Genomic DNA, 21,108 nt, shown 5'->3' on the forward strand with positions numbered 1-21,108 from the left:
TGACGTGGTCGGTGTCGTGCGTCGCAGGCGGGAACACCCACGCCTACGCTGGCGTTCGTAGGATTGCAGATCACGCTTCGATCAGCTTTCGTTCCGAAAGGCACGCATGACCGCTTCCTCAGACACCATCCACGACGTCATCGTCATCGGTTCGGGCCCAGCCGGCTACACAGCGGCCCTCTATACCGCCCGCGCGCAGCTCAAGCCGCTGGTCTTCGAGGGGACCTCGTTCGGCGGCGCGCTGATGACGACGACCGAGGTGGAGAACTACCCCGGATTCCGCGACGGCATCACCGGCCCGGAACTGATGGACCAGATGCGCGAGCAGGCGCTGCGATTCGGCGCCGACCTGCGCATGGAAGACGTCGAGTCGGTGTCGCTGGACGGGCCGGTCAAGTCCGTGGTGACCGCCGACGGCGAGACGTTCCGCGCCCGAGCCGTCATCCTGGCCATGGGCGCGGCGGCCCGGTACCTGCAGGTGCCCGGTGAACAGGAACTACTGGGCCGCGGCGTCAGCTCGTGTGCCACCTGTGACGGCTTCTTCTTCCGCGACCAGGACATCGCCGTCATCGGCGGCGGCGACTCCGCGATGGAGGAAGCCACCTTCCTGACCCGGTTCGCCCGCAGCGTCACGTTGGTACACCGCCGCGAGGAGTTCCGCGCCTCCAAGATCATGCTCAACCGGGCCCAGGCCAACGAAAAGATCACCATCCTGACCAACAAGGCGGTCCTCGGCGTCGACGGCGACACGTCGGTCACCGGGCTGCGCCTGCGGGACACGGTCACCGGGGAGGAGACCACGCTGCCGGTCACCGGGGTGTTCGTCGCGATCGGCCACGAACCGCGCTCGGCGCTGGTCCGTGACGCGGTCGAGCTGGACCCGGACGGCTACGTCCTGGTCCAGGGACGCACCACCAGTACCTCCCTGGACGGCGTGTTCGCCGCGGGCGACCTGGTCGACCGCACCTACCGGCAGGCGATCACCGCCGCCGGCAGCGGCTGTGCGGCGGCGATCGACGCCGAACGCTGGCTGGCCGACCACGAAGCGACGGGACCCGCCGACAGCACCGAACTGATTGGAGCACAACGATGAGCGATTCCGGCAAATCCGCCACCATCGAGGTTTCCGACGCCTCCTTCGATAGCGACGTGTTGTCCAGCAATAAGCCTGTGCTGGTGGACTTTTGGGCCACCTGGTGCGGTCCGTGCAAGATGGTCGCCCCGGTGCTGGAAGAGATCGCCGCCGAACGCTCGGCCGACCTCACCGTCGCCAAGATCGACGTGGACGCCAACCCCGAGACGGCGCGTGATTTCCAGGTCGTCTCGATTCCCACCATGATCCTGTTCAAGGACGGCGAACCGGTGAAGCGCATCGTCGGCGCCAAGGGCAAGGCGGCGTTGCTGCGCGAACTCGCCGACGCGGTTCCCAACCTGTCCTGACGCCCGGTTTCGTGCGTTTCTCTTGCAGAAACGACCCCCGGATTGGCCTGGGGTTTTCTCGATATCGGCGAGGATCTGCGACAATAGCGATTAACTGCGCCGCTTTTCGCGGCGATGTCAATTAGTCCCGGAGGGCCCTTGGTATGCCGAGTCCGCGCCGCGAAGACGGCGACGCGCTGCGCTGTGGCGACCGCGGTGCCGCTGTCACCGAAATCCGCGCTGCGCTGGCCGCGCTGGGGATGCTGGAAGGCTCCGACGACGATCTGACCACCGGTCGGCACGTCGCCGCCGACGTGTTCGACGGTGAGCTCGACCACGCGGTGCGTGCTTTCCAGCAGCATCGGGGGCTGCTGGTCGACGGCATCGTCGGCGAGGCGACCTACCGGGCGCTGAAAGAGGCCTCCTACCGCCTGGGTGCCCGCACGCTGTATCACCAGTTCGGGGCTCCGCTGTACGGCGACGACGTCGCGACATTGCAGGCCCGGTTGCAGGACCTCGGTTTCTACACCGGTTTGGTGGACGGGCATTTCGGTTTGCAGACGCACAACGCGCTGATGTCCTACCAGCGCGAGTACGGGCTGTCCGCAGACGGTATCTGCGGCCCGGAAACGTTGCGGTCCTTGTACTTTCTCAGCTCCCGTGTCAGCGGCGGTTCGCCGCACGCGATTCGCGAGGAAGAGCTGGTGCGCAGCTCCGGTCCCAAGTTGTCGGGCAAGCGGATCATCATCGACCCGGGCCGCGGCGGTAGCGACCACGGCCTGATCACACAGGGCCCGGCCGGTCCGATCAGCGAAGCAGACGTGTTGTGGGACTTGGCAAGTCGCCTGGAAGGCCGGATGACGGCCATCGGCATGGAAACATTTCTCTCCCGGCCCACCAACCGCAGTCCGTCGGATGCCGAGCGCGCCGCCACCGCCAATTCCGTTGGCGCAGACCTGATGATCAGCCTGCGGTGTGAAACACAGACCAGTCCGTCGGCCAACGGCGTTGCGTCGTTCCACTTCGGGAATTCGCACGGTTCGGTCTCTACCATCGGGCGCAACCTCGCCGACTTCATTCAGCGGGAAGTGGTGGCCCGCACTGGGTTACGTGACTGCCGAGTCCATGGCCGGACGTGGGATCTGCTGCGGCTGACCAGGATGCCCACCGTGCAGGTCGATGTCGGTTACATCACCAATCCGGGCGACCGGGAAATGCTGATCTCGACGCAGAGCCGTGACGCGATCGCCGAGGGTATCCTCGCTGCCGTGAAGCGGCTGTACCTGTTGGGCAAAAACGACCGGCCCACTGGGACTTTCACCTTCGCCGAACTGCTGGCCCACGAATTGTCCGTGGAGCGCGAGCGCGCCAGCAGGCTTAGCGGTTCCTAGTCTCGCTCAGTTCTGGTCTCGCAAAGTTCTGGTTTCGCTCAGCGGTTCCTGGTCTCGCAGTCTTCCGCCGGCTGCGTTCCCAACGCGGCCTTGCTGTTCTCCACCTTGCCGGCGGGAGTCCCGCTCCCTACGGACGCCGCAGACGCCGCCCCCACCGGTTGCTGCAACTGAGCGTTCTCCAGCAGCCGCTCCAGGGCGGCCTCCACTTCGGCCTTCCAGCCCAGCCCCTTGTCCAGTTCGAGGCGCAGCCGCGGAAAGTACGGGTGCGGGGCGACCACGACGAAGCCGGCGTCGATCAGAAAGTCGGCGTCGATGATGCAGTGCTCGACCGAGCAGTCGCCGAGAGCATCGAGCACCGGTTGTATGTCGGGATCCACCGGCTCCGGTAACTCGGTCGCGGCCTCGGTGCGCCCGAAGGCTTCCAGAGCGCGCACACCGCGGCGCACCAGTTCCTCGATGACCCGGGTGATCAGCTGGTGTGGAAGATCGTCATCGGCTTGGCCGCGTTCGATGCCCATCGACGTCAGCAATACCGCATCCGCGGAGACGGGCGCGGTGGGAAAACGGCCGGCGCGCGGCACGGCGCGCGGCGGGGCATACAGAACGTAACCCAGGCACGGCGGATCGGCCTGGCTGCGTTCGTCGGGTATCGCCGTCGCGACCTGGCCGCAGGAGCCCCACTCCAGCATCACCATGGACAGCCATGCTTCTTTTTCGAACTCCGGGTCGGCGAGGTGCTCGTCCTTGCCCAGGGTGCCCGGGTCGACCTCCCAGAAGACGCATCGGCGCGCGTGCTTGGGAAGCTGCTCGAAGGCTTCGAGCCGCAGCGCTGTAATCCGAGCTGACACTAGTCTCCTAGCCTCCGTGCGGTACCCGAGCCCATGGCTTCACTCCTGCGCGGGCGGCGGCCCGCAGTGCGGTCTGCCCGACTCTCGTGAGGCGGACGCGCACCGGCAACCCTTCCAGGATAGGAGAGTCGGTCGATGTCCGGCCAGTATTCGCGGTGTGAATCGCCATTCCGCGCCCGGTCCGCTCCTCGCGCCGCGGCTGACACCCGACCCGAGACCCGGGACCGCTGCGGCAACCCGCAGGAACGTGAATTCGCTTGATGCACACCACATCTCCGTTGAACGGGAGTGCCCACGGCAGTCGGCTCGAGGCGCCGGACCGGCTGAGTGTCACAGTGACGTAATTACAGAATATGTCCGGTCATGCCCTGTCACGGCTTCTTTTCGGTCATCAGATCGATGATCCGCTGCAGATCGTCGACCGACCCGAACTCCACCACAATCTTGCCCTTGCGTTTGCCGAGCGCCACCGTGACCCTTGTGTCGAACGCGTTCGAGAGTCGCTCAGCAACGTCCTGCAGACCCGGCATCTGGATCGGCTTCCGTCGTGGCGGCGTGGGTGCCGCCCCGCCACCGCGGTTTGCCAGGGTGACCGCTTCCTCGGTGGCTCGCACCGACAGTCCTTCCGCGACGATGCGGCTTGCCAGCTCCTCCTGCGCCTCCGGGCCCGCATCCAGCGACAGCAGGGCGCGGGCATGGCCGGCCGACAGGACGCCGGCAGCTACCCGACGCTGCACCGGGATCGGCAGTTTGAGCAACCGGATCATGTTCGTGATCAGCGGACGCGAGCGGCCGATTCGCGCGGCCAGTTCATCGTGGGTGACGCCGAACTCGTCGAGCAGCTGCTGGTATGCCGCCGCCTCTTCCAACGGATTCAGCTGCACCCGGTGGATGTTCTCCAGCAGCGCGTCGCGTAGCAGATTGTCGTCGCCGGTCTCGCGGACGATCGCCGGGATGGTCGACAGGCCGGCCTCCTGGGCGGCCCGCCAGCGCCGCTCCCCCATCACGATCTGGTAGTGGGCGCCGCTCTGGGATCCCGGCACCGCGCGGACCACGATCGGCTGCAACAGCCCGAATTCGCGGATCGAATGGACCAGTTCCGAGAGCGCCTCGTCGTCGAACACCTGGCGGGGCTGCCGCGGGTTGGGCTCGATGTCCGACGGCGCGATCTCCCGGTACACCGCGCCCATCGCGGCAGCGTCGGGCAGTGGGCCACCGATGACGACATCGGCTGCCGCCGAACCCAACCGGGTCCCGAACGCGGAGTTCGCGCCTTCTGAGCCCTCGACCGGTCCGGTGGGAATCAGCGACGCCAGTCCGCGGCCGAGGCCGCCCTTCCTGCGTGACGGATTGGTCATCACTCATCCCCTCCCGGCAGATGGTCGATCGCGTTGGGCAAGTTCACGACTGGCGTCGAGGTAGCTCATCGCGCCGCGCGAACCGGGATCGTAATCGATGATCGTCATGCTGTAGCCCGGCGCCTCGGAGACCTTGACGCTGCGAGGAATCACAGTCCTCAGCACCTTGTCCCCGAAGTAGCGGCGTACTTCCTCGGCAACCTGGTCGGCCAGTTTCGTCCGGCCGTCGTACATCGTGAGGATGACGGTGGTGACGTCCAGCTGTGGGTTGAGGTGTGCCTTCACCATCTCGATGTTGCGCATCAGCTGCGACACACCCTCGAGGGCGTAGTACTCACACTGGATCGGGATGAGCACCTCCGGGGCGGCTACCAACGCATTGATGGTGAGCAGGCCCAGCGAGGGCGGGCAGTCGATGAAGACGTAATCGAAGTCGAAGTCGTCCAGCTCGGCCAGTGCGTTGCGCAAGCGATTCTCCCGCGCCACCATGCTGACGAGTTCGATCTCTGCGCCCGCCAGGTCGATGGTGGCCGGCAGACAAAACAGCCGCTCGCTGTGCGGGCTACGGCGCAGCGCCTCGCGCAACGAGACCTCTCCGATCAGTACCTCGTATGAGGACGGAGTACCGGACTGGCGATCGGCGATGCCTAGCGCGGTGCTTGCGTTGCCCTGCGGGTCGAGATCGATGACGAGCGTCTTCAGTCCCTGCACCGCCAGCGCCGCCGCCAGGTTAACCGCGGTGGTTGTCTTGCCCACCCCGCCCTTCTGGTTCGCGATGGTGAACAGGCGGCGCTGGCGTGGGCGAGGCAGCGGATCGTGCGTGGAGTGCAGCACCCGCACTGCGCGCTCGGCCGCGGCGCCGATCGGGGTGTCAAAGTCGGTCGATGTTTCACGTGAAACATTCACGGTGGAATTGTGCGCCCCTGCCGCCGTGGCCGCTACTCCGTGAGTATTCATGGCGCTCACCTGTTCCGCCGCCGCACCGGGCGTCCGCGACGCGCTACCACTGCGGTAGTCGGTTGTTCCAGAATGTTCACGCCACACCTCACCACCCTGACATCTGCGGCACCCATCGACTCCATCACACGCCGGTGCTCCTGCACTTCGTCGGGAGCGCGCTCCCCTTTGATCGCGATCATCAGCCCGTCTTCCTTCAGCAACGGCATACTCCACTTCGTCAACTTGTCCAGCGCCGCCACGGCACGGGACACCACGGCGTCCGCACCGCCCACGATGTTCCGGACGGCCCGCTCTTCCGCGCGGCCCCGCACGACCTCGGCGGTGATTCCGAGATCGCCCACCACCTCGAGCAGGAAGTCGCTGCGCCGCAGCAGCGGTTCGAGCAACACCACCTCGAGGTCGGGACGGGCGATCGCCAACGGTATGCCGGGCAGTCCTGCCCCACTACCCACGTCGACAATTCGCGTGCCGGGGCCCAGCAACTCCCCGACCACCGCGGAGTTCAGGAGATGACGGTCCCAGAGCCGGTCTACTTCACGGGGTCCCAGCAGGCCTCGTTCCACACCGGCGGTTGCCAGGACCGCGGCGTAGCGCTCGGCGATCTCAAGGCGGGGACCGAATACTTCTCTGGCCGCGGGCGGCGGTCCGGATGCGGTGGGGGCTCCGGCCTCTGCCGGGGCATCTGCCGGCGACTGCGGTTCTGCGGGGTCGTGCGAATCGACATGTTTCACGTGAAACATTCCCTCCGCTCTTCCCCGCCCGACCCCATAATCCCTGCCGTGCCGGCGCCGCGGGAAACTACATCGCTGTAAGTCCCAGAGTCACGGCGAGGTCACGGTTGATCACGACTCAGTCACGCAGCACGACAACGCGGCGCGACGGCTCGACACCCTCGCTCTCGCTGTGAACGCCGGGGACGGCCGCCACCGCGTCATGCACGATCTTGCGCTCGAACGGTGTCATGGGTGACAACGCTTCGCGTTCGCCGCTCTCCGCCACGCGCCGCGCCACCTTGTCGCCCAGCGACGCCAACTCCTCCCGGCGGCGACGACGCCAGCTGGCGATGTCGAGCATCAGTCGGCTGCGCACCCCTGTCTTCTGGTGCACCGCCAGACGCGTCAACTCCTGCAGCGCATCCAGAACTTCGCCACCACGACCGACCAACTTGTTCAGGTCGTCACTTCCGTCGATGCTGACGACTGCGCGGTTGCCCTCGACGTCGAGATCGATGTCCCCGTCGAAGTCCAGCAGGTCCAACAGTTCTTCCAGATAGTCACCGGCGATCTCGCCCTCGGCGACCAATCGCTCTTCCAGGTCGTCGGATTCGTCCGCGGCTTCGCCGTTCTCCGCGTCGGTCGTGCCTTCCACTGCGTCGAGTTCGGTGGTGTCGGCTTCCGTCATGGCTCTCTCTCCCCTCATCCACGGGTTGGTGTTCACGGCGTTGCGCCGCGATGTCTTGCTTGGTGTTCTGGGGTTGCGGCCCGGTAGGCCAGCCCCGGCAAGTCAGGCGCCTACTAGCGTTTGCGCTTCTTCGGCCGTGCCCCCGGCCGCGGGGTACGGCCCGGGCCGCTACTTCGGTTGGCCGGTTTGGGCGACGGACTCTGCGGGCTCTTCCCGGCCGGCGGTTTGGCAGCTTGCCCGTTCGGCTCCAGCCCGTCGGCATCCGTCGAGCCGGACTCCCCCGACTCCGTGTCGACCACCGATCCCGTCGTGGTCGCGGCGGCGGACTTGGTGCGCTTGGGTTTGACTCCCGGCGCAGGCGCATTGGCCGCCCGCCGTTCCAGCGCCTCCTGCTTCTTGGCCTCGTCCTCTTTCTCGATCATCCCGAACACGTAGTGCTGCTGACCGAACGTCCAGATGTTGTTGGCGAACCAGTACAGGATGATCGCCAGCGGCAGGAACGGGCCGCCGACCACAACGCCCAGTGGGAACACATACAGCGCGAGCTTGTTCATCATCGCGGTCTGCGGGTTGGCCGCGGCCTCGGGACTCTGCCTGGCCACCGAGGCGCGGCTGTTGAAGTACGTCGCGACACCGGCCAGGATCATCACCGGCACGCCGACCGCGATCACCGCGGGACGGCTGAAATGCTCGAAGGCGTCCAGCCCGCCCTTCTGAGTCATCGAGGCGCCGATCGGTGCGCCGAACAGATTGGCCTTCAGGAAGTTCTGCACGTCGAGGGCCGTGAAGACATAGTTGCCGATCATCTTGTTCTGCTCGACCGACATCGACTGCAATCCGATACCACCGGTGGTCCGGTTGAACGAGCGCAGCACGTGGTAGAGCCCCAGGAACACCGGGATCTGGGCCAGCATCGGCAGACAGCCGAGGATGGGATTGAAACCGTGCTCGCGTTGCAGCTTCTGCATCTCGAGGGCCATCCGCTGGCGGTCTTTGCCGTACTTCTTCTGCAGGGCCTTGATCTGTGGTTGCAGTTCCTGCATCTGCCGCGTCGTGCGAATCTGCCGGACGAACGGCTTGTACAGCAGTGCGCGCAGGGTGAAGACCAAGAACATCACCGACAGCGCCCAGGCGAAGAAGTTATCCGGGCCCAGCAGGAACGCGAACGCCTTGTACCAGAGCCACATGATCCATGAGACCGGGTAGTAGATGAAGTCCAAGCTGAAGAAATCAAACAACAGATTCACTCTCCCCTTGCTTCGCCGGGCGGCCGTCGACCGCTTCCGGCGAGACGTCCTCGTCGACCGGGCACTCGCAGCGCTCCGGAATTGGATCCCATCCTCCCCGATGCCAGGGACCACACTTGCCGAGCCTGACCGCCGCGAGCCAGGTTCCCCGAATCAGTCCATATTCGGTGAGTGCCTCGACGGCGTACTGACTGCAAGTAGGAATGAACCGACACGTCGCCGGGCGCAGCGGCGACACCATGTGCCGGTAAAGCTGGATGAGGTAGATCAGCGCCCGCACCACCGGGGCGCCCGCCCGGACCGCGCGCACGGGGGCGCCCACCGATGTACTCACCGCTCGGAGCCGGCCGTGTCGAACGCCCGCTTCAGTCCACTGCGAAGCTGTTGATCGAGCCAGGCGGAGGACACATGCCGGCTGCTGGGCAGCGCGCGGATCACCACCCGGTCGCGCGGATGCAGGCCGGCCAACAACGGACGCGCGACATGCCGCAGGCGGCGGGCGACCCGGTGGCGTTCGACCGCAGTCCCCACCCGCTTGGCGATGATCAGACCGACTCGTGGCCCCTCGTCGTCCTCACGCTGGCTGGCCCGTCGGACATGCACGATGACATCGGGCTGCACAGTGCGCATCCCGTACTTCACCGTCGCGTCAAACTCGGCCGACCGCCTCATGCGGTTCCGTGCGGAAAGCACCGCTGGGAAACCTGAATGGCGATCAGGCAGTTAGAGAGCGGCGACCCTTAGCGCGCCGGTTGGCAACGATCGCCCGTCCTGCGCGGGTGCGCATGCGCAGCCGGAATCCGTGAACGCGGGCTCGACGCCGGTTGTTCGGCTGGAACGTCCTCTTGCCCTTGGCCACCGCGTTCTCCTCGCTGTGTATGGCATAACAGTCCGCCCGCTGATGCTCGGCAACTCGTGGGCGAAGGTGTTCTCGCTTGCTGGCCGGCGCGGTCCCCGAGGTGCTTATCCGGGTCGCAGCCGTATCGCCGACTTTCGGGCGACTGTTTGAGGGTACTGACGAGGCTTCTCCTGGTCAAACCTCGCCCGCCCCAGCAGACCCAGGACCCTCGCCTCGTGCGCGGCAAACACCGGTGCCGCGCATCATCGCTGATAGCAGGATCATGAAGAACGCCAGCAGAATACAAAGAACTGTTGGCAGCCGGAGCGAAAACTGTTAGCTTCGGGCGGGGTAGTTTCCAAGCCGGTACGGACTTGGGACTTGGTTGACAATGACACTGAAGCGAGGATGGCGGATCGACTAGCTGATCGGGCAATCACGTGGTTGTCTACAGCGCGAAGATCGCGAGCCGTTGCCGGTAGGCTGCGGCTTGCTACTGACCTTCCTTTCCACATTTGTGGATAACCATGTGGACAGGTGCGTTGTTGCTACCGAAACGTTGTACTCCGACCGTCGGACCAGGGAGATGCGTCGTTGACCGATGACCCCGGTTCCGGATTCGCCACGGTGTGGAACGCGGTCGTCTCCGAGCTCAACGGTGAGGCCGGCAACGGGTCCACTCTCGCCGCCCCGCTGACCGCGCAGCAAAGGGCGTGGCTCAAACTCGTGCGGCCGCTCACCATCGTCGAGGGGTTTGCTCTGCTCTCGGTGCCCAGCGTCTTCGTGCAGAACGAGATCGAACGTCACCTGCGCACCCCGATCACCGACGCGCTCAGCCGTCGCCTCGGACAGCAGATCCAGCTCGGCGTCCGCATCGCTCCTCCGCCCGCCGACGACGAGGCCCCCTCCTCTCCCGACATGCCGGCCCCGATCGAGGATTCCGAACGGCCCGACCGCCCCGGCACCGAAGACGACCAAGGCGACACCGTCGTGGGACCTGGGCACAACTGGCCGAACTACTTTGCCGAGCGCCCGACGGCCACCGACACCGCGGCCGCGTCAGGCACCAGCCTCAACCGTCGCTACACCTTCGACACCTTTGTCATCGGTTCCTCCAACCGGTTCGCCCACGCCGCCACCCTCGCGATTGCCGAGGCACCCGCCCGTGCGTACAACCCCCTGTTCATCTGGGGAGAGTCCGGCCTGGGCAAAACCCACCTGCTGCATGCCGCCGGCAATTACGCCCAGCGGCTGTTTCCCGGGATGCGCGTCAAGTACGTCTCCACCGAAGAGTTCACCAACGACTTCATCAACTCGCTGCGCGACGACCGCAAGGTGTCGTTCAAGCGCAGCTACCGCGACGTCGACGTGCTGCTGGTCGATGACATCCAGTTCATCGAGGGCAAGGACGGTATTCAGGAAGAGTTCTTCCATACCTTCAACACCCTGCACAACGCCAACAAGCAGATCGTCATCTCCTCCGACCGGCCGCCCAAGCAACTTGCCACCCTGGAAGACCGGTTGCGTACCCGTTTCGAGTGGGGACTGATCACCGACGTGCAGCCGCCGGACCTCGAGACGCGCATCGCCATCTTGCGCAAGAAAGCACAAGTCGAACGCCTGGCCGTGCCCGATGATGTGCTGGAACTCATCGCCAGCAGCATCGAACGCAACATTCGCGAACTCGAGGGCGCGCTGATCCGGGTCACCGCATTCGCATCGCTCAACAAGACCGCGATCGACAAGTCGCTGGCCGAGATCGTGTTGCGCGACCTGATCGCCGACGCCAGCGGCATGCAGATCAGCGCGGCCACCATCATGGCGGCCACCGCCGAGTACTTCGACACCACCGTCGAAGAGTTGCGCGGCCCGGGCAAGGCCCGCCCGCTCGCCCAGTCGCGCCAGATCGCCATGTATCTGTGCCGGGAACTCACCGACCTCTCCCTGCCCAAGATCGGGCAGGCCTTCGGCCGCGATCACACCACCGTGATGTACGCCGAACGCAAGATCCGCAACGAGATGGCCGAGCGCCGCGAGATCTTCGACAACGTCAAAGAGCTCACCACCCGCATCCGGCAGCGCTCCAAGCGCTGAAATTGCGGTCCTCGCCACATTTTCTGCAAAAAACTTCTCTACCTCGAGTCACACCCGCATCAGCTCCGCGGTGTGGGTAGCCCTGTGCACAACCCGGTCAAACTGGAGTGCAGCACCGGCCTTTTGGTGCACATCGGTGATTCGTCCCCAACCGTGCACCGCGGATCACACAGGCCCGTCCCCAGCAATCCACAGCCCCATCCGGCCCCAAGCTGGGGCAAGGCCGTCCTGTCCCCAGATTGCACAGCCCTTAATACTGATATTGAGATCTCTTCGTCATTTCTTCTTTGAAGAACACGCCTGGGGACATCCGTACGGACGGATGCGCAGAGCATCCCCGCAAGCGCCTTGTCCCTGCCGATGATTAGCTTTCAAGTTGGACTCATAAGCTCTACGGTTGTTGTTCGACTGCTGTTGCGGCCGTCCTGGCGAATCACTTCGTCAGCGGCGTTCGTCACGGAGGGTCCCCAACGCCGGCGGGGGAGCTGGGCACGGATTTGGACGTCACGTTAGGTGAAGGGACGCAATGGACGCGGCTACAACACGGGCTGTCACCGATTTGAAGTTTCGTTTGGTCCGGGAGTCCTTCGCCGAAGCGGTGTCGTGGGTAGCCAAGAACCTCCCGTCCCGGCCGACCGTCCCGGTGCTCTCCGGGGTGTTGCTCACCGGGACCGACGACGGCCTGACGATTTCTGGATTCGACTACGAAGTTTCCGCCGAGGTGCAGGTTGCCGCCGAAATCGCCTCACCGGGAAGCGTTTTGGTATCCGGGCGGCTGTTGTCCGACATCACCAGGGCGCTGCCCAACAAGCCGGTGGATTTCTACGTCGACGGCAACCGTGTCGCATTGACCTGCGGAAGCGCCCGGTTCTCGCTGCCGACGATGGCCGTCGAGGATTACCCGACGCTGCCCACGCTGCCCGACGAAACCGGGTCATTGCCCGCCGAGCTGTTCGCCGAGGCGATCGGGCAGGTCGCGATCGCCGCCGGTCGCGACGACACGCTGCCCATGCTGACCGGTATCCGGGTCGAGATCTCCGGCGAGACGGTGGTTTTGGCGGCAACTGACAGGTTCCGCCTGGCGGTGCGCGAGCTGACCTGGTCAGCGCTGTCGCCGGACATCGAGGCGTCGGTACTGGTGCCCGCCAAGACCTTGGCCGAGGCGGCCAAGGCCGGTGCCGACGGTTCGGAGGTCCGGCTGTCGCTGGGCGCCGGAGCGGGTGTAGGCAAGGACGGGCTGCTGGGTATCACCGGGAACGGCAAGCGCAGCACCACCCGGTTGCTCGACGCGGAATTTCCGAAGTTCCGTCAGCTGCTGCCCGCCGAACACACCGCGGTCGCCACCATCAACGTGGCCGAGTTGACCGAGGCGATCAAGCTGGTGGCGTTGGTGGCCGACCGCGGAGCACAGATCCGGATGGAATTCGCCGACGGGATGCTGCGACTGTCCGCCGGTGCCGACGATGTGGGGCGGGCCGAGGAAGACCTCGCGGTGGACTACGCGGGTGAACCGTTGACCATCGCCTTCAACCCGACTTATCTCACCGACGGACTCGGATCGCTGCACTCTGAGCGGGTGTCGTTCGGATTCACCACGCCGGGCAAGCCCGCGTTGCTGCGCCCCGCGTCGGCCGACGACCCGGTGCCCAGCGGTAGCGGCCCGTTCGCGGCGGTGCCCACGGATTACGTGTACCTGCTGATGCCGGTGCGGCTGCCCGGCTGATCGGTAGGGCCGTGTACGTCCGGCATTTGGCGTTGCGGGATTTCCGGTCGTGGGCCCGTGCCGACCTCGACCTGGAGCCCGGCCGCACCGTATTCGTCGGCCGAAACGGCTTCGGGAAGACGAATCTTGTTGAGGCGCTCTGGTATTCGACGACGCTCGGCTCACACCGGGTAGGTACCGACGCACCGTTGATCCGCGCCGGCGCGGATCGTGCGGTGGTGTCGACGATCGTGGTCAACGAGGGTCGCGAGTGTGCGGTCGACCTCGAGATCGCCGCCGGCCGGGCGAACAAGGCCCGGTTGAACCGGTCGCCGGTGCGCAGTACCCGGGAGATAGTCGGTGTGCTTCGGGCGGTGTTGTTCGCCCCGGAGGACCTGGCGCTGGTGCGCGGCGACCCGGCGGAGCGGCGCCGCTATCTGGATGATCTGGCGACGGTACGCCGGCCCGTGCTGGCCGGGGTGCGCGCGGACTATGACAAGGTGCTGCGGCAGCGCACCGCGCTGCTGAAATCCCTGTCGGGGGCCCGCTTCCGCGGTGACCAGGGCGCACTGGACACCCTCGAGGTGTGGGACAGCAGGCTGGCCGAGCACGGTGCGGCGCTGATGGCAGCCCGTATCGACCTGGTGAACCAGCTGGCGCCGGAGGTGGAAAAGGCGTACCAGCTGTTGGCACCCGAATCACGTCCGGCGGCGATTGGGTACCGCGCCAGCACGGACGCGGTGGTGCCGGTGGCGGCGGCCGATCCGCAGTCGTTGGAGGCAGTTCTGCTCAGTGCCTTAGCTGCTCGCCGCACCGCGGAATTGGAGCGCGGTGTCTGCCTGGTCGGTCCACACCGTGATGACGTGGAACTGCGCCTGGGTGACCAGCCCGCCAAAGGCTTTGCCAGCCATGGTGAATCGTGGTCATTCGCGGTGGCGCTGCGGCTGGCGGCATACGAACTACTGCGCGCCGAGGGAAGCGACCCGGTGTTGTTGCTGGACGACGTATTCGCGGAACTGGACGTCAAACGGCGCCGCGCGCTGGCCTCGGTCGCCGAATCTGCCGAGCAGGTCCTGGTGACCGCCGCGGTCCCGGAAGACATTCCCGACGGGTGGGAGGCGCGGCGGGTCCACGTGGAATTGCGCGAGCGTGAGACCGGGCCGGTGTCGGAGGTGCGGGAATGACCGAGGACCAGCAGGACGAGGTCAACCAGCGCGGGCTCGATCTGGTGCGGCGGACCCTGGAGGAGGCTCGCGCGGCGGCCCGCGAACGTGGCCAGGACGCCGGGAGGGGACGTGCCGCTCCCCTGCCCCGCCGGCGCGGGGCCGGCGGCCGGCGCAGCTGGTCGGGACCGGGACCTGACCCGCGGGACCCGCAGCCGTTGGGCAGGCTCGCCCGTGACCTCGCCAAGCAGCAGGGCTGGACCACGCAGGTCGCCGAGGGCACCGTGTTCGGTCATTGGACTTCGGTGGTCGGCGCGCAGATCGCCGAGCACGCTACTCCGGCCGCACTCAACGACGGGGTGCTCAGCGTCACGGCCGAATCCACGGCCTGGGCCACGCAGTTGCGCCTCATGCAGGCGCAACTGTTGGCCAAGATTGCCGCCGCCGTCGGCAACGGTGTGGTGACCTCGCTGAAAATCACCGGGCCGACCGCGCCGTCGTGGCGGAAAGGCCCCCGTCACATCGCCGGGCGTGGCCCGCGCGACACCTACGGCTAGGGTGGTTGGGCCGGGTGAACGGGACACAAACCACAGCCGTCTCAGAGCCGCCAGAAATTGACGAACGCTTATCTGGAACGTCGGGACGCGGCCACAGCGAAGAAATTGAGCGCACGGCGCAATCAGATGGGCGGAAACGCGCCCACAAAATCGGTGCTGACGGTGCTTCACGGTAGAGTAGGCCCATGCGACCGCTGCGGTGACTAGACCGCTCGCATGCAACCCCAAGGAGAGCATTCCGACCGTGGCTGCCCCGAAGAAGAAGGCACAGAACGAATACGGCGCTTCAGCCATCACCGTCCTGGAAGGACTGGAGGCTGTCCGCAAACGTCCGGGCATGTATATCGGCTCCACCGGGGAGCGTGGTTTACACCACCTCATCTGGGAGGTGGTCGATAACTCAGTCGACGAGGCGATGGCCGGCTACGCCACCAAGGTGGACGTGCGGTTGCTCGACGACGGCAGTGTCGAGGTCGCCGACGACGGCCGTGGCATCCCGGTGGCCATGCACGCCACCGGCGCACCCACCGTCGACGTGGTCATGACCCAACTGCACGCCGGCGGAAAATTCGGCGGCGAGAACAGTGGCTACACGGTCAGTGGTGGTCTGCACGGCGTGGGTGTCTCCGTCGTCAACGCGCTGTCCACGCGCCTGGAAGTCGACATCAAACGCGACGGCCACGAATGGTCGCAGTATTACGAACGCGCCGTGCCCGGCACTCTCAAGCAGGGCGAGGCGACCAGGAAGACCGGAACTACGATCCGGTTCTGGGCGGACCCGGAGATCTTCGAAACCACCGAATACGACTTCGAGACGGTGGCGCGCCGGCTGCAGGAGATGGCATTCCTGAACAAGGGCCTGACCATCAATCTCACCGACGAGCGGGTAGAGCAGGACGAGGTCGTCGACGAGGTCGTCAGCGACACCGCCGAGGCACCAAAGTCCGCCGAAGAGAAGGCGGCCGAATCCAAGGCTCCGCACAAGGTCAAGCAGCGCACGTTCCACTACCCCGGTGGCCTGGTGGACTTCGTCAAGCACATCAACCGGACCAAGAGCCCGATCCAGCAGAGCGTGATCGACTTCGAAGGCAAGGGCACCGGCCACGAGGTCGAGATTGCGATGCAGTGGAACGGCGGCTACTCCGAGTCGGTGCACACCTTCGCCAACACGATCAACACCCACGAGGGCGGCACGCACGAAGAAGGCTTCCGCAGCGCTCTGACCTCGGTGGTGAACAAGTACGCCAAAGACAAGAAGCTGCTCAAGGAGAAGGACCCGAACCTCACCGGTGACGACATCCGCGAGGGGCTGGCCGCGGTGATCTCCGTGAAGGTCGCCGAACCGCAGTTCGAGGGTCAGACCAAGACCAAGCTGGGCAACACCGAGGTCAAGTCGTTCGTGCAGAAGGTGTGCAACGAGCAGCTCACGCATTGGTTCGAAGCCAACCCCTCCGAAGCCAAAACCGTTGTGAACAAAGCGGTATCGTCGGCCCAGGCGCGGATTGCCGCACGCAAGGCGCGCGAACTGGTGCGGCGCAAGAGCGCCACCGATCTCGGTGGTCTGCCCGGCAAGCTCGCCGACTGCCGCTCGACCGACCCCCGCAAGTCCGAACTGTATGTGGTGGAAGGTGACTCGGCCGGCGGCTCGGCCAAGAGCGGCCGCGACTCGATGTTCCAGGCGATTCTGCCCTTGCGCGGCAAGATCATCAACGTCGAGAAGGCCCGCATCGACCGGGTGCTGAAGAACACCGAAGTCCAGGCCATCATCACCGCACTGGGCACCGGCATTCACGACGAGTTCGACATCACCAAACTGCGCTATCACAAGATCGTCCTGATGGCCGACGCCGACGTTGACGGACAACACATTTCGACGCTGCTGCTCACGTTGTTGTTCCGGTTCATGCGCCCACTGCTCGAGCACGGCCACGTGTTCCTGGCGCAACCGCCGCTGTACAAGCTGAAGTGGCAGCGCATCGAGCCCGAATTCGCCTACTCCGACCGGGAACGCGACGGTCTGCTGGAAGCGGGTTTGAAGTCCGGTAAGAAGATCAACAAAGAAGATGGCATCCAGCGCTACAAAGGTCTGGGCGAGATGGATGCCAAGGAACTGTGGGAAACCACCATGGACCCGACGGTCCGGGTGCTGCGGCAGGTGACGCTCGATGACGCCGCCGCGGCCGACGAACTGTTCTCCATCCTGATGGGTGAGGACGTCGAGGCGCGCCGCAGCTTCATCACGCGTAATGCCAAAGACGTTCGCTTCCTAGATGTCTGACGAAGTTTGACCCCGGTCCGCGTTTCAACCAGCAGGCGAGGAATCTATGACTGACACAACGCTGCCTCCAGGTGACGGTGGGGTAGACCGGATCGAGCCGGTCGACATTCAGCAGGAGATGCAGCGCAGCTACATCGACTACGCGATGAGCGTGATCGTGGGCCGCGCCCTGCCGGAAGTCCGCGACGGGCTCAAGCCGGTGCACCGCCGCGTGCTGTATGCCATGTACGACAGCGGTTTCCGGCCGGATCGCAGCCACGCCAAGTCGGCGCGTTCGGTCGCCGAGACGATGGGTAACTACCACCCGCACGGCGACGCGTCGATCTACGACACCCTGGTGCGCATGGCGCAGCCGTGGTCGCTGCGCTACCCGCTGGTGGACGGACAGGGGAACTTCGGTTCGCCGGGTAATGACCCACCAGCCGCGATGAGGTACTGCGTCACCGGTGATGCGTTGGTTCGGCTGCCGTTTGGGCAGTCAGCTCGGATTGCGGACCTAGTCCCGGGAGCTGAACCGAACTCCGACAACCCGGTCGGGCTCAAGGTCCTCGATAGGCACGGGAATCCGGTCGCGGTCGATCGTTTGTTCCACTCGGGCTCCCACCAGACATACAAGGTGTGCACCGCGGAGGGCTACGAAGTAACCGGCACCGCCAATCACCCGCTGCTGTGTCTGGTTAACGTCGGTGGCGTTCCGACGCTGCTGTGGAAGTTGATCCAGGAAATCGGCCCGGATGACCACGTCGTCTTGCAGCGCACGCCGCCGATGGAGTTCGGCCCGGCGGAGTGGCACGACACGATGGAAGCTCTCCTACTGGGAGCCTTCATCAGTGAAGGGTTCGTGTCCGAATCCCGAGCGGGATTCAACAACGTCGACCGTGACTACTTCAATATGGTGGTTGCGGCCTACGATGCGGTCGTCGGCGGTAAGCGGTACCTATCTCAACGCACGATTGCGTCGGGCTCCATGCTCAATGAGCTTGACATCCATAATGTTTCGGCGCTGAAAGAATCACGGTTGGGTCAGCTCTGTGGGCAGCGCTCGGCCGACAAGTGCGTGCCACAGTGGCTGTGGCACTCCGCCGCCGCGGTCAAACGGGCATTCCTGCAGGCGTTGTTCGAAGGCGATGGATCCTGCTCTGCCCTGCCACGCAACACGATTGAAATCTCCTATTCGACGCGCAGCATGCAGCTGGCAAGGGACGTGCAGCAGATGCTGCTTGAATTCGGCATCGTGTCGCGCAGGTACCTCCATGCGACCGGTGAGTACAAGGTCGTCATCACCAACCGCGCCCAAGCCGAGATGTTCGCGACCGAAGTAGGTTTCGGTGGCGCCAAGCAGAGCAAGCTGGCGGCAATCCTTGAGTCGATACCTACATGTGCGGGCAGGGACAACGACCATGTTCCAGGCCTGGCCGTGTTCATTCGCCAGCACGCGGGTGGCACGTGGGCTGACCGGGACTGGTTGAATCGACACAACGTCGATCGGCTCCAGCGTTGGCGCACCCGTGGCAACGAGATCCTCTCGCATATCGCCGATCCTGACGTGCGAGCCATCGCGACCGATCTCACCGACGGCCGCTTCTACTACGCAAGAGTCACCTCCGTCACGGAGGCGGGCGTGCAGTCGGTGTACAGCCTGCGGGTGGTCACCGATGATCACGCGTTCCTGACCAATGGATTCGTGAGCCACAACACCGAAGCGCGGCTCACCCCGTTGGCCATGGAGATGCTGCGCGAAATCGACGAGGAGACAGTCGATTTCATCCCCAACTACGACGGCCGGGTGCAGGAGCCGACCGTTCTGCCCAGCCGGTTCCCCAACCTGCTGGCCAACGGGTCCGGCGGCATCGCCGTCGGCATGGCCACCAACATCCCGCCGCACAACCTGCGCGAGCTGGCCGAGGCGGTTTTCTGGTGTCTGGAAAACTACGACGCCGACGAAGAGGCGACGCTCGCCGCAGTGATGGAGCGGGTCAAGGGTCCCGACTTCCCCACCTCCGGTCTGATCGTCGGATCACAAGGCATCTCCGATGCCTATAAGACCGGCCGCGGGTCCATCCGGATGCGCGGAGTCGTTGAGGTGGAAGAGGATTCGCGCGGCCGCACCTCGCTGGTGATCACCGAGTTGCCGTATCAGGTCAACCACGACAACTTCATCACCTCGATCGCCGAACAGGTCCGCGACGGCCGGCTGGCCGGAATCTCCAACATCGAAGACCAGTCCAGCGACCGGGTCGGGTTGCGCATCGTCGTCGAGATCAAGCGCGACGCCGTGGCCAAAGTGGTGCTGAACAACCTCTACAAGCACACCCAGCTGCAGACCAGCTTCGGTGCCAACATGCTGTCCATCGTCGACGGGGTGCCACGCACCCTGCGGCTGGACCAGATGATTCGTTACTACGTCGAGCACCAACTCGACGTGATCGTCCGGCGCACCACCTACCGGCTGCGAAAAGCCAACGAGCGGGCCCACATTCTGCGTGGTCTGGTCAAGGCACTCGACGCGCTCGACGAGGTGATCGCGTTGATCCGCGCGTCGCAAACCGTCGATATCGCCCGCCAGGGCCTGATCGAGTTGCTCGACATCGACGAGATCCAGGCCCAGGCGATCCTGGACATGCAATTGCGGCGGTTGGCGGCTCTGGAGCGTCAGCGCATCGTTGATGACCTGGCCAAGATCGAAGCCGAAATCGCGGACCTGGAAGACATTCTCGCCAAACCGGAACGTCAGCGCGGCATCGTGCGCGACGAACTCGGCGAGATCGTGGAGAAGCACGGCGACGACCGTCGTACCCGAATCATCGCGGCCGACGGGGATGTCAGCGACGAGGACCTGATCGCCCGCGAGGACGTCGTCGTCACCATCACCGAGACCGGCTATGCCAAGCGCACCAAGACCGACCTGTACCGCAGCCAGAAGCGCGGCGGCAAGGGCGTGCAGGGCGCCGGACTCAAGCAGGACGACATCGTGCGGCACTTCTTCGTGTGCTCCACCCACGACTGGATCCTGTTCTTCACCACCCAGGGCCGGGTCTACCGGGCCAAGGCGTACGAACTGCCGGAGGCCTTGCGTACCGCCCGCGGTCAGCACGTCGCGAACCTGCTGGCCTTCCAGCCCGAGGAGCGCATCGCCCAGGTCATCCAGATCAAGAGTTACGAGGATGCGCCGTATCTGGTGCTGGCCACCCGCAACGGACTGGTGAAGAAGTCGAAGCTGACCGACTTCGACTCCAACCGTTCCGGCGGCATCGTGGCCGTCAACCTGCGCGATGGCGACGAACTGGTGGGTGCGGTGCTGTGCTCGGCCGACGACGACCTGCTGCTGGTGTCTGCCAACGGCCAGTCCATCCGGTTCTCGGCGACCGACGAGGCGCTGCGGCCGATGGGCCGCGCCACCTCCGGCGTGCAGGGCATGCGGTTCAACGCCGACGACCGGCTGCTGTCTTTGAACGTGGTGCGGGAGGGGACCTACCTGCTGGTCGCCACCGCCGGCGGCTACGCCAAGCGCACCGGCATCGAGGAGTATCCCGTGCAGGGCCGTGGCGGCAAGGGCGTGCTGACGATCATGTACGACCGGCGGCGTGGCCGGCTGGTCGGGGCGCTGATCGTCGACGACGAGAGCGAGCTCTACGCGATCACCTCCGTCGGCGGAGTCATCCGGACCACGGCCAAGCAGGTCCGCAAGGCCGGGCGGCAGACCAAGGGTGGTCGGCTGATGAATCTCGGCGAGGGTGACACCTTGCTGGCCATCGCGCGCAACGCCGAGGAGAGCGCCGACGCCGAGGTGGAGGGCGAGGAGTCGGGCGCCTGACCGGGCGGGGGGTCGGCACGTGGCGATCCCGGCATAGA

17 protein-coding genes and 1 pseudogene are annotated in these 21,108 nt (G+C 65.4%); 9 read left to right on the plus strand and 9 right to left on the minus strand.

The window, feature by feature from the left end:
- Positions 1-106 precede the first annotated feature (106 nt).
- From trxB to QXH22_RS27940, 3 genes are all read left to right on the plus strand, one after another.
- A complete protein-coding gene (gene trxB, locus QXH22_RS27930) occupies positions 107-1,093 on the plus strand; it encodes a thioredoxin-disulfide reductase (protein WP_306246556.1) in 987 nt (328 codons plus the stop codon).
- Positions 1,090-1,440: a thioredoxin gene (gene trxA / locus QXH22_RS27935; protein WP_306246554.1), complete on the plus strand. Its 351-nt coding sequence runs from the start codon at positions 1,090-1,092 to the stop codon at positions 1,438-1,440. The genes trxB and trxA overlap by 4 nt, the downstream gene beginning before the upstream one ends.
- A 143-nt stretch (positions 1,441-1,583) precedes the next feature.
- On the plus strand, positions 1,584-2,810 hold the full coding sequence (locus QXH22_RS27940) for an N-acetylmuramoyl-L-alanine amidase (RefSeq protein WP_306246552.1): 1,227 nt from the start codon (positions 1,584-1,586) through the stop codon (positions 2,808-2,810).
- Between the two features lie 134 nt (positions 2,811-2,944).
- On the opposite strand, the pseudogene QXH22_RS27945 reads toward QXH22_RS27940, so the two are convergent.
- From QXH22_RS27945 to rpmH, 9 genes and pseudogenes are all read right to left on the minus strand, one after another.
- Positions 2,945-3,658 (minus strand): annotated as a pseudogene (locus tag QXH22_RS27945) (acetyltransferase); the annotation flags it as partial.
- A 371-nt stretch (positions 3,659-4,029) separates the two neighbouring features.
- Positions 4,030-5,016 carry a ParB/RepB/Spo0J family partition protein gene (locus tag QXH22_RS27950; RefSeq protein WP_306277595.1) on the minus strand — a complete coding sequence of 329 codons (987 nt, stop codon included), beginning with the start codon at positions 5,014-5,016 and terminating at the stop codon, positions 4,030-4,032.
- A gap of 3 nt (positions 5,017-5,019) precedes the next feature.
- Positions 5,020-5,973, minus strand: a complete 954-nt coding sequence (locus QXH22_RS27955) for a ParA family protein (RefSeq protein WP_306277596.1) — start codon at positions 5,971-5,973, stop codon at positions 5,020-5,022.
- Positions 5,974-5,978: 5 nt separating this feature from the next.
- Positions 5,979-6,716, minus strand: a complete 738-nt coding sequence (gene rsmG, locus QXH22_RS27960; RefSeq protein WP_306277597.1) for a 16S rRNA (guanine(527)-N(7))-methyltransferase RsmG — start codon at positions 6,714-6,716, stop codon at positions 5,979-5,981.
- Positions 6,717-6,825: 109 nt separating this feature from the next.
- Positions 6,826-7,377 (minus strand): R3H domain-containing nucleic acid-binding protein, encoded by a 552-nt coding sequence (locus QXH22_RS27965; RefSeq protein WP_306246542.1) that lies wholly within the window; start codon positions 7,375-7,377, stop codon positions 6,826-6,828.
- Positions 7,378-7,490: 113 nt separating this feature from the next.
- The gene (yidC, locus tag QXH22_RS27970; RefSeq protein WP_306246540.1) at positions 7,491-8,624 is read right to left on the minus strand and encodes a membrane protein insertase YidC; all 1,134 of its coding nucleotides are present in this window, start codon (positions 8,622-8,624) and stop codon (positions 7,491-7,493) included.
- Complete coding sequence (gene yidD / locus QXH22_RS27975) at positions 8,608-8,865, minus strand: membrane protein insertion efficiency factor YidD (RefSeq protein WP_306247919.1); 258 nt, start codon at positions 8,863-8,865, stop codon at positions 8,608-8,610. Before yidD ends, yidC begins: the two co-directional genes overlap by 17 nt.
- Positions 8,866-8,954: 89 nt before the next feature.
- The gene (gene rnpA, locus QXH22_RS27980; protein WP_306246538.1) at positions 8,955-9,317 is read right to left on the minus strand and encodes a ribonuclease P protein component; all 363 of its coding nucleotides are present in this window, start codon (positions 9,315-9,317) and stop codon (positions 8,955-8,957) included.
- 22 nt (positions 9,318-9,339) lie between these two features.
- Positions 9,340-9,483, minus strand: a complete 144-nt coding sequence (gene rpmH, locus QXH22_RS27985) for a 50S ribosomal protein L34 (protein WP_306246536.1) — start codon at positions 9,481-9,483, stop codon at positions 9,340-9,342.
- 573 nt (positions 9,484-10,056) lie between these two features.
- Between rpmH and dnaA the strand changes: the two genes are divergently transcribed.
- The 6 genes from dnaA (at position 10,057) to gyrA (ending at position 21,070) form a co-directional block, all read left to right on the plus strand.
- On the plus strand, positions 10,057-11,556 hold the full coding sequence (gene dnaA / locus QXH22_RS27990; protein ID WP_306277598.1) for a chromosomal replication initiator protein DnaA: 1,500 nt from the start codon (positions 10,057-10,059) through the stop codon (positions 11,554-11,556).
- A gap of 526 nt (positions 11,557-12,082) precedes the next feature.
- Positions 12,083-13,279 carry a DNA polymerase III subunit beta gene (gene dnaN, locus QXH22_RS27995; RefSeq protein ID WP_306277599.1) on the plus strand — a complete coding sequence of 399 codons (1,197 nt, stop codon included), beginning with the start codon at positions 12,083-12,085 and terminating at the stop codon, positions 13,277-13,279.
- Between the two features lie 11 nt (positions 13,280-13,290).
- Positions 13,291-14,442: a DNA replication/repair protein RecF gene (gene recF, locus QXH22_RS28000; RefSeq protein ID WP_306277600.1), complete on the plus strand. Its 1,152-nt coding sequence runs from the start codon at positions 13,291-13,293 to the stop codon at positions 14,440-14,442.
- Positions 14,439-14,978: a DUF721 family protein gene (locus tag QXH22_RS28005; RefSeq protein ID WP_306277601.1), complete on the plus strand. Its 540-nt coding sequence runs from the start codon at positions 14,439-14,441 to the stop codon at positions 14,976-14,978. The genes recF and QXH22_RS28005 overlap by 4 nt, the downstream gene beginning before the upstream one ends.
- A gap of 244 nt (positions 14,979-15,222) precedes the next feature.
- A complete protein-coding gene (gyrB, locus tag QXH22_RS28010; RefSeq protein WP_306246526.1) occupies positions 15,223-17,256 on the plus strand; it encodes a DNA topoisomerase (ATP-hydrolyzing) subunit B in 2,034 nt (677 codons plus the stop codon).
- Positions 17,257-17,302: 46 nt separating this feature from the next.
- Entirely contained in the window at positions 17,303-21,070 is a 3,768-nt protein-coding gene (gene gyrA, locus QXH22_RS28015) for an intein-containing DNA gyrase subunit A (RefSeq protein ID WP_306277602.1), read from the plus strand.
- Positions 21,071-21,108: the final 38 nt, after the last annotated feature.

Source organism: Mycobacterium sp. TY814 (assembly GCF_030755175.1).
GTDB lineage: Bacteria > Actinomycetota > Actinomycetes > Mycobacteriales > Mycobacteriaceae > Mycobacterium.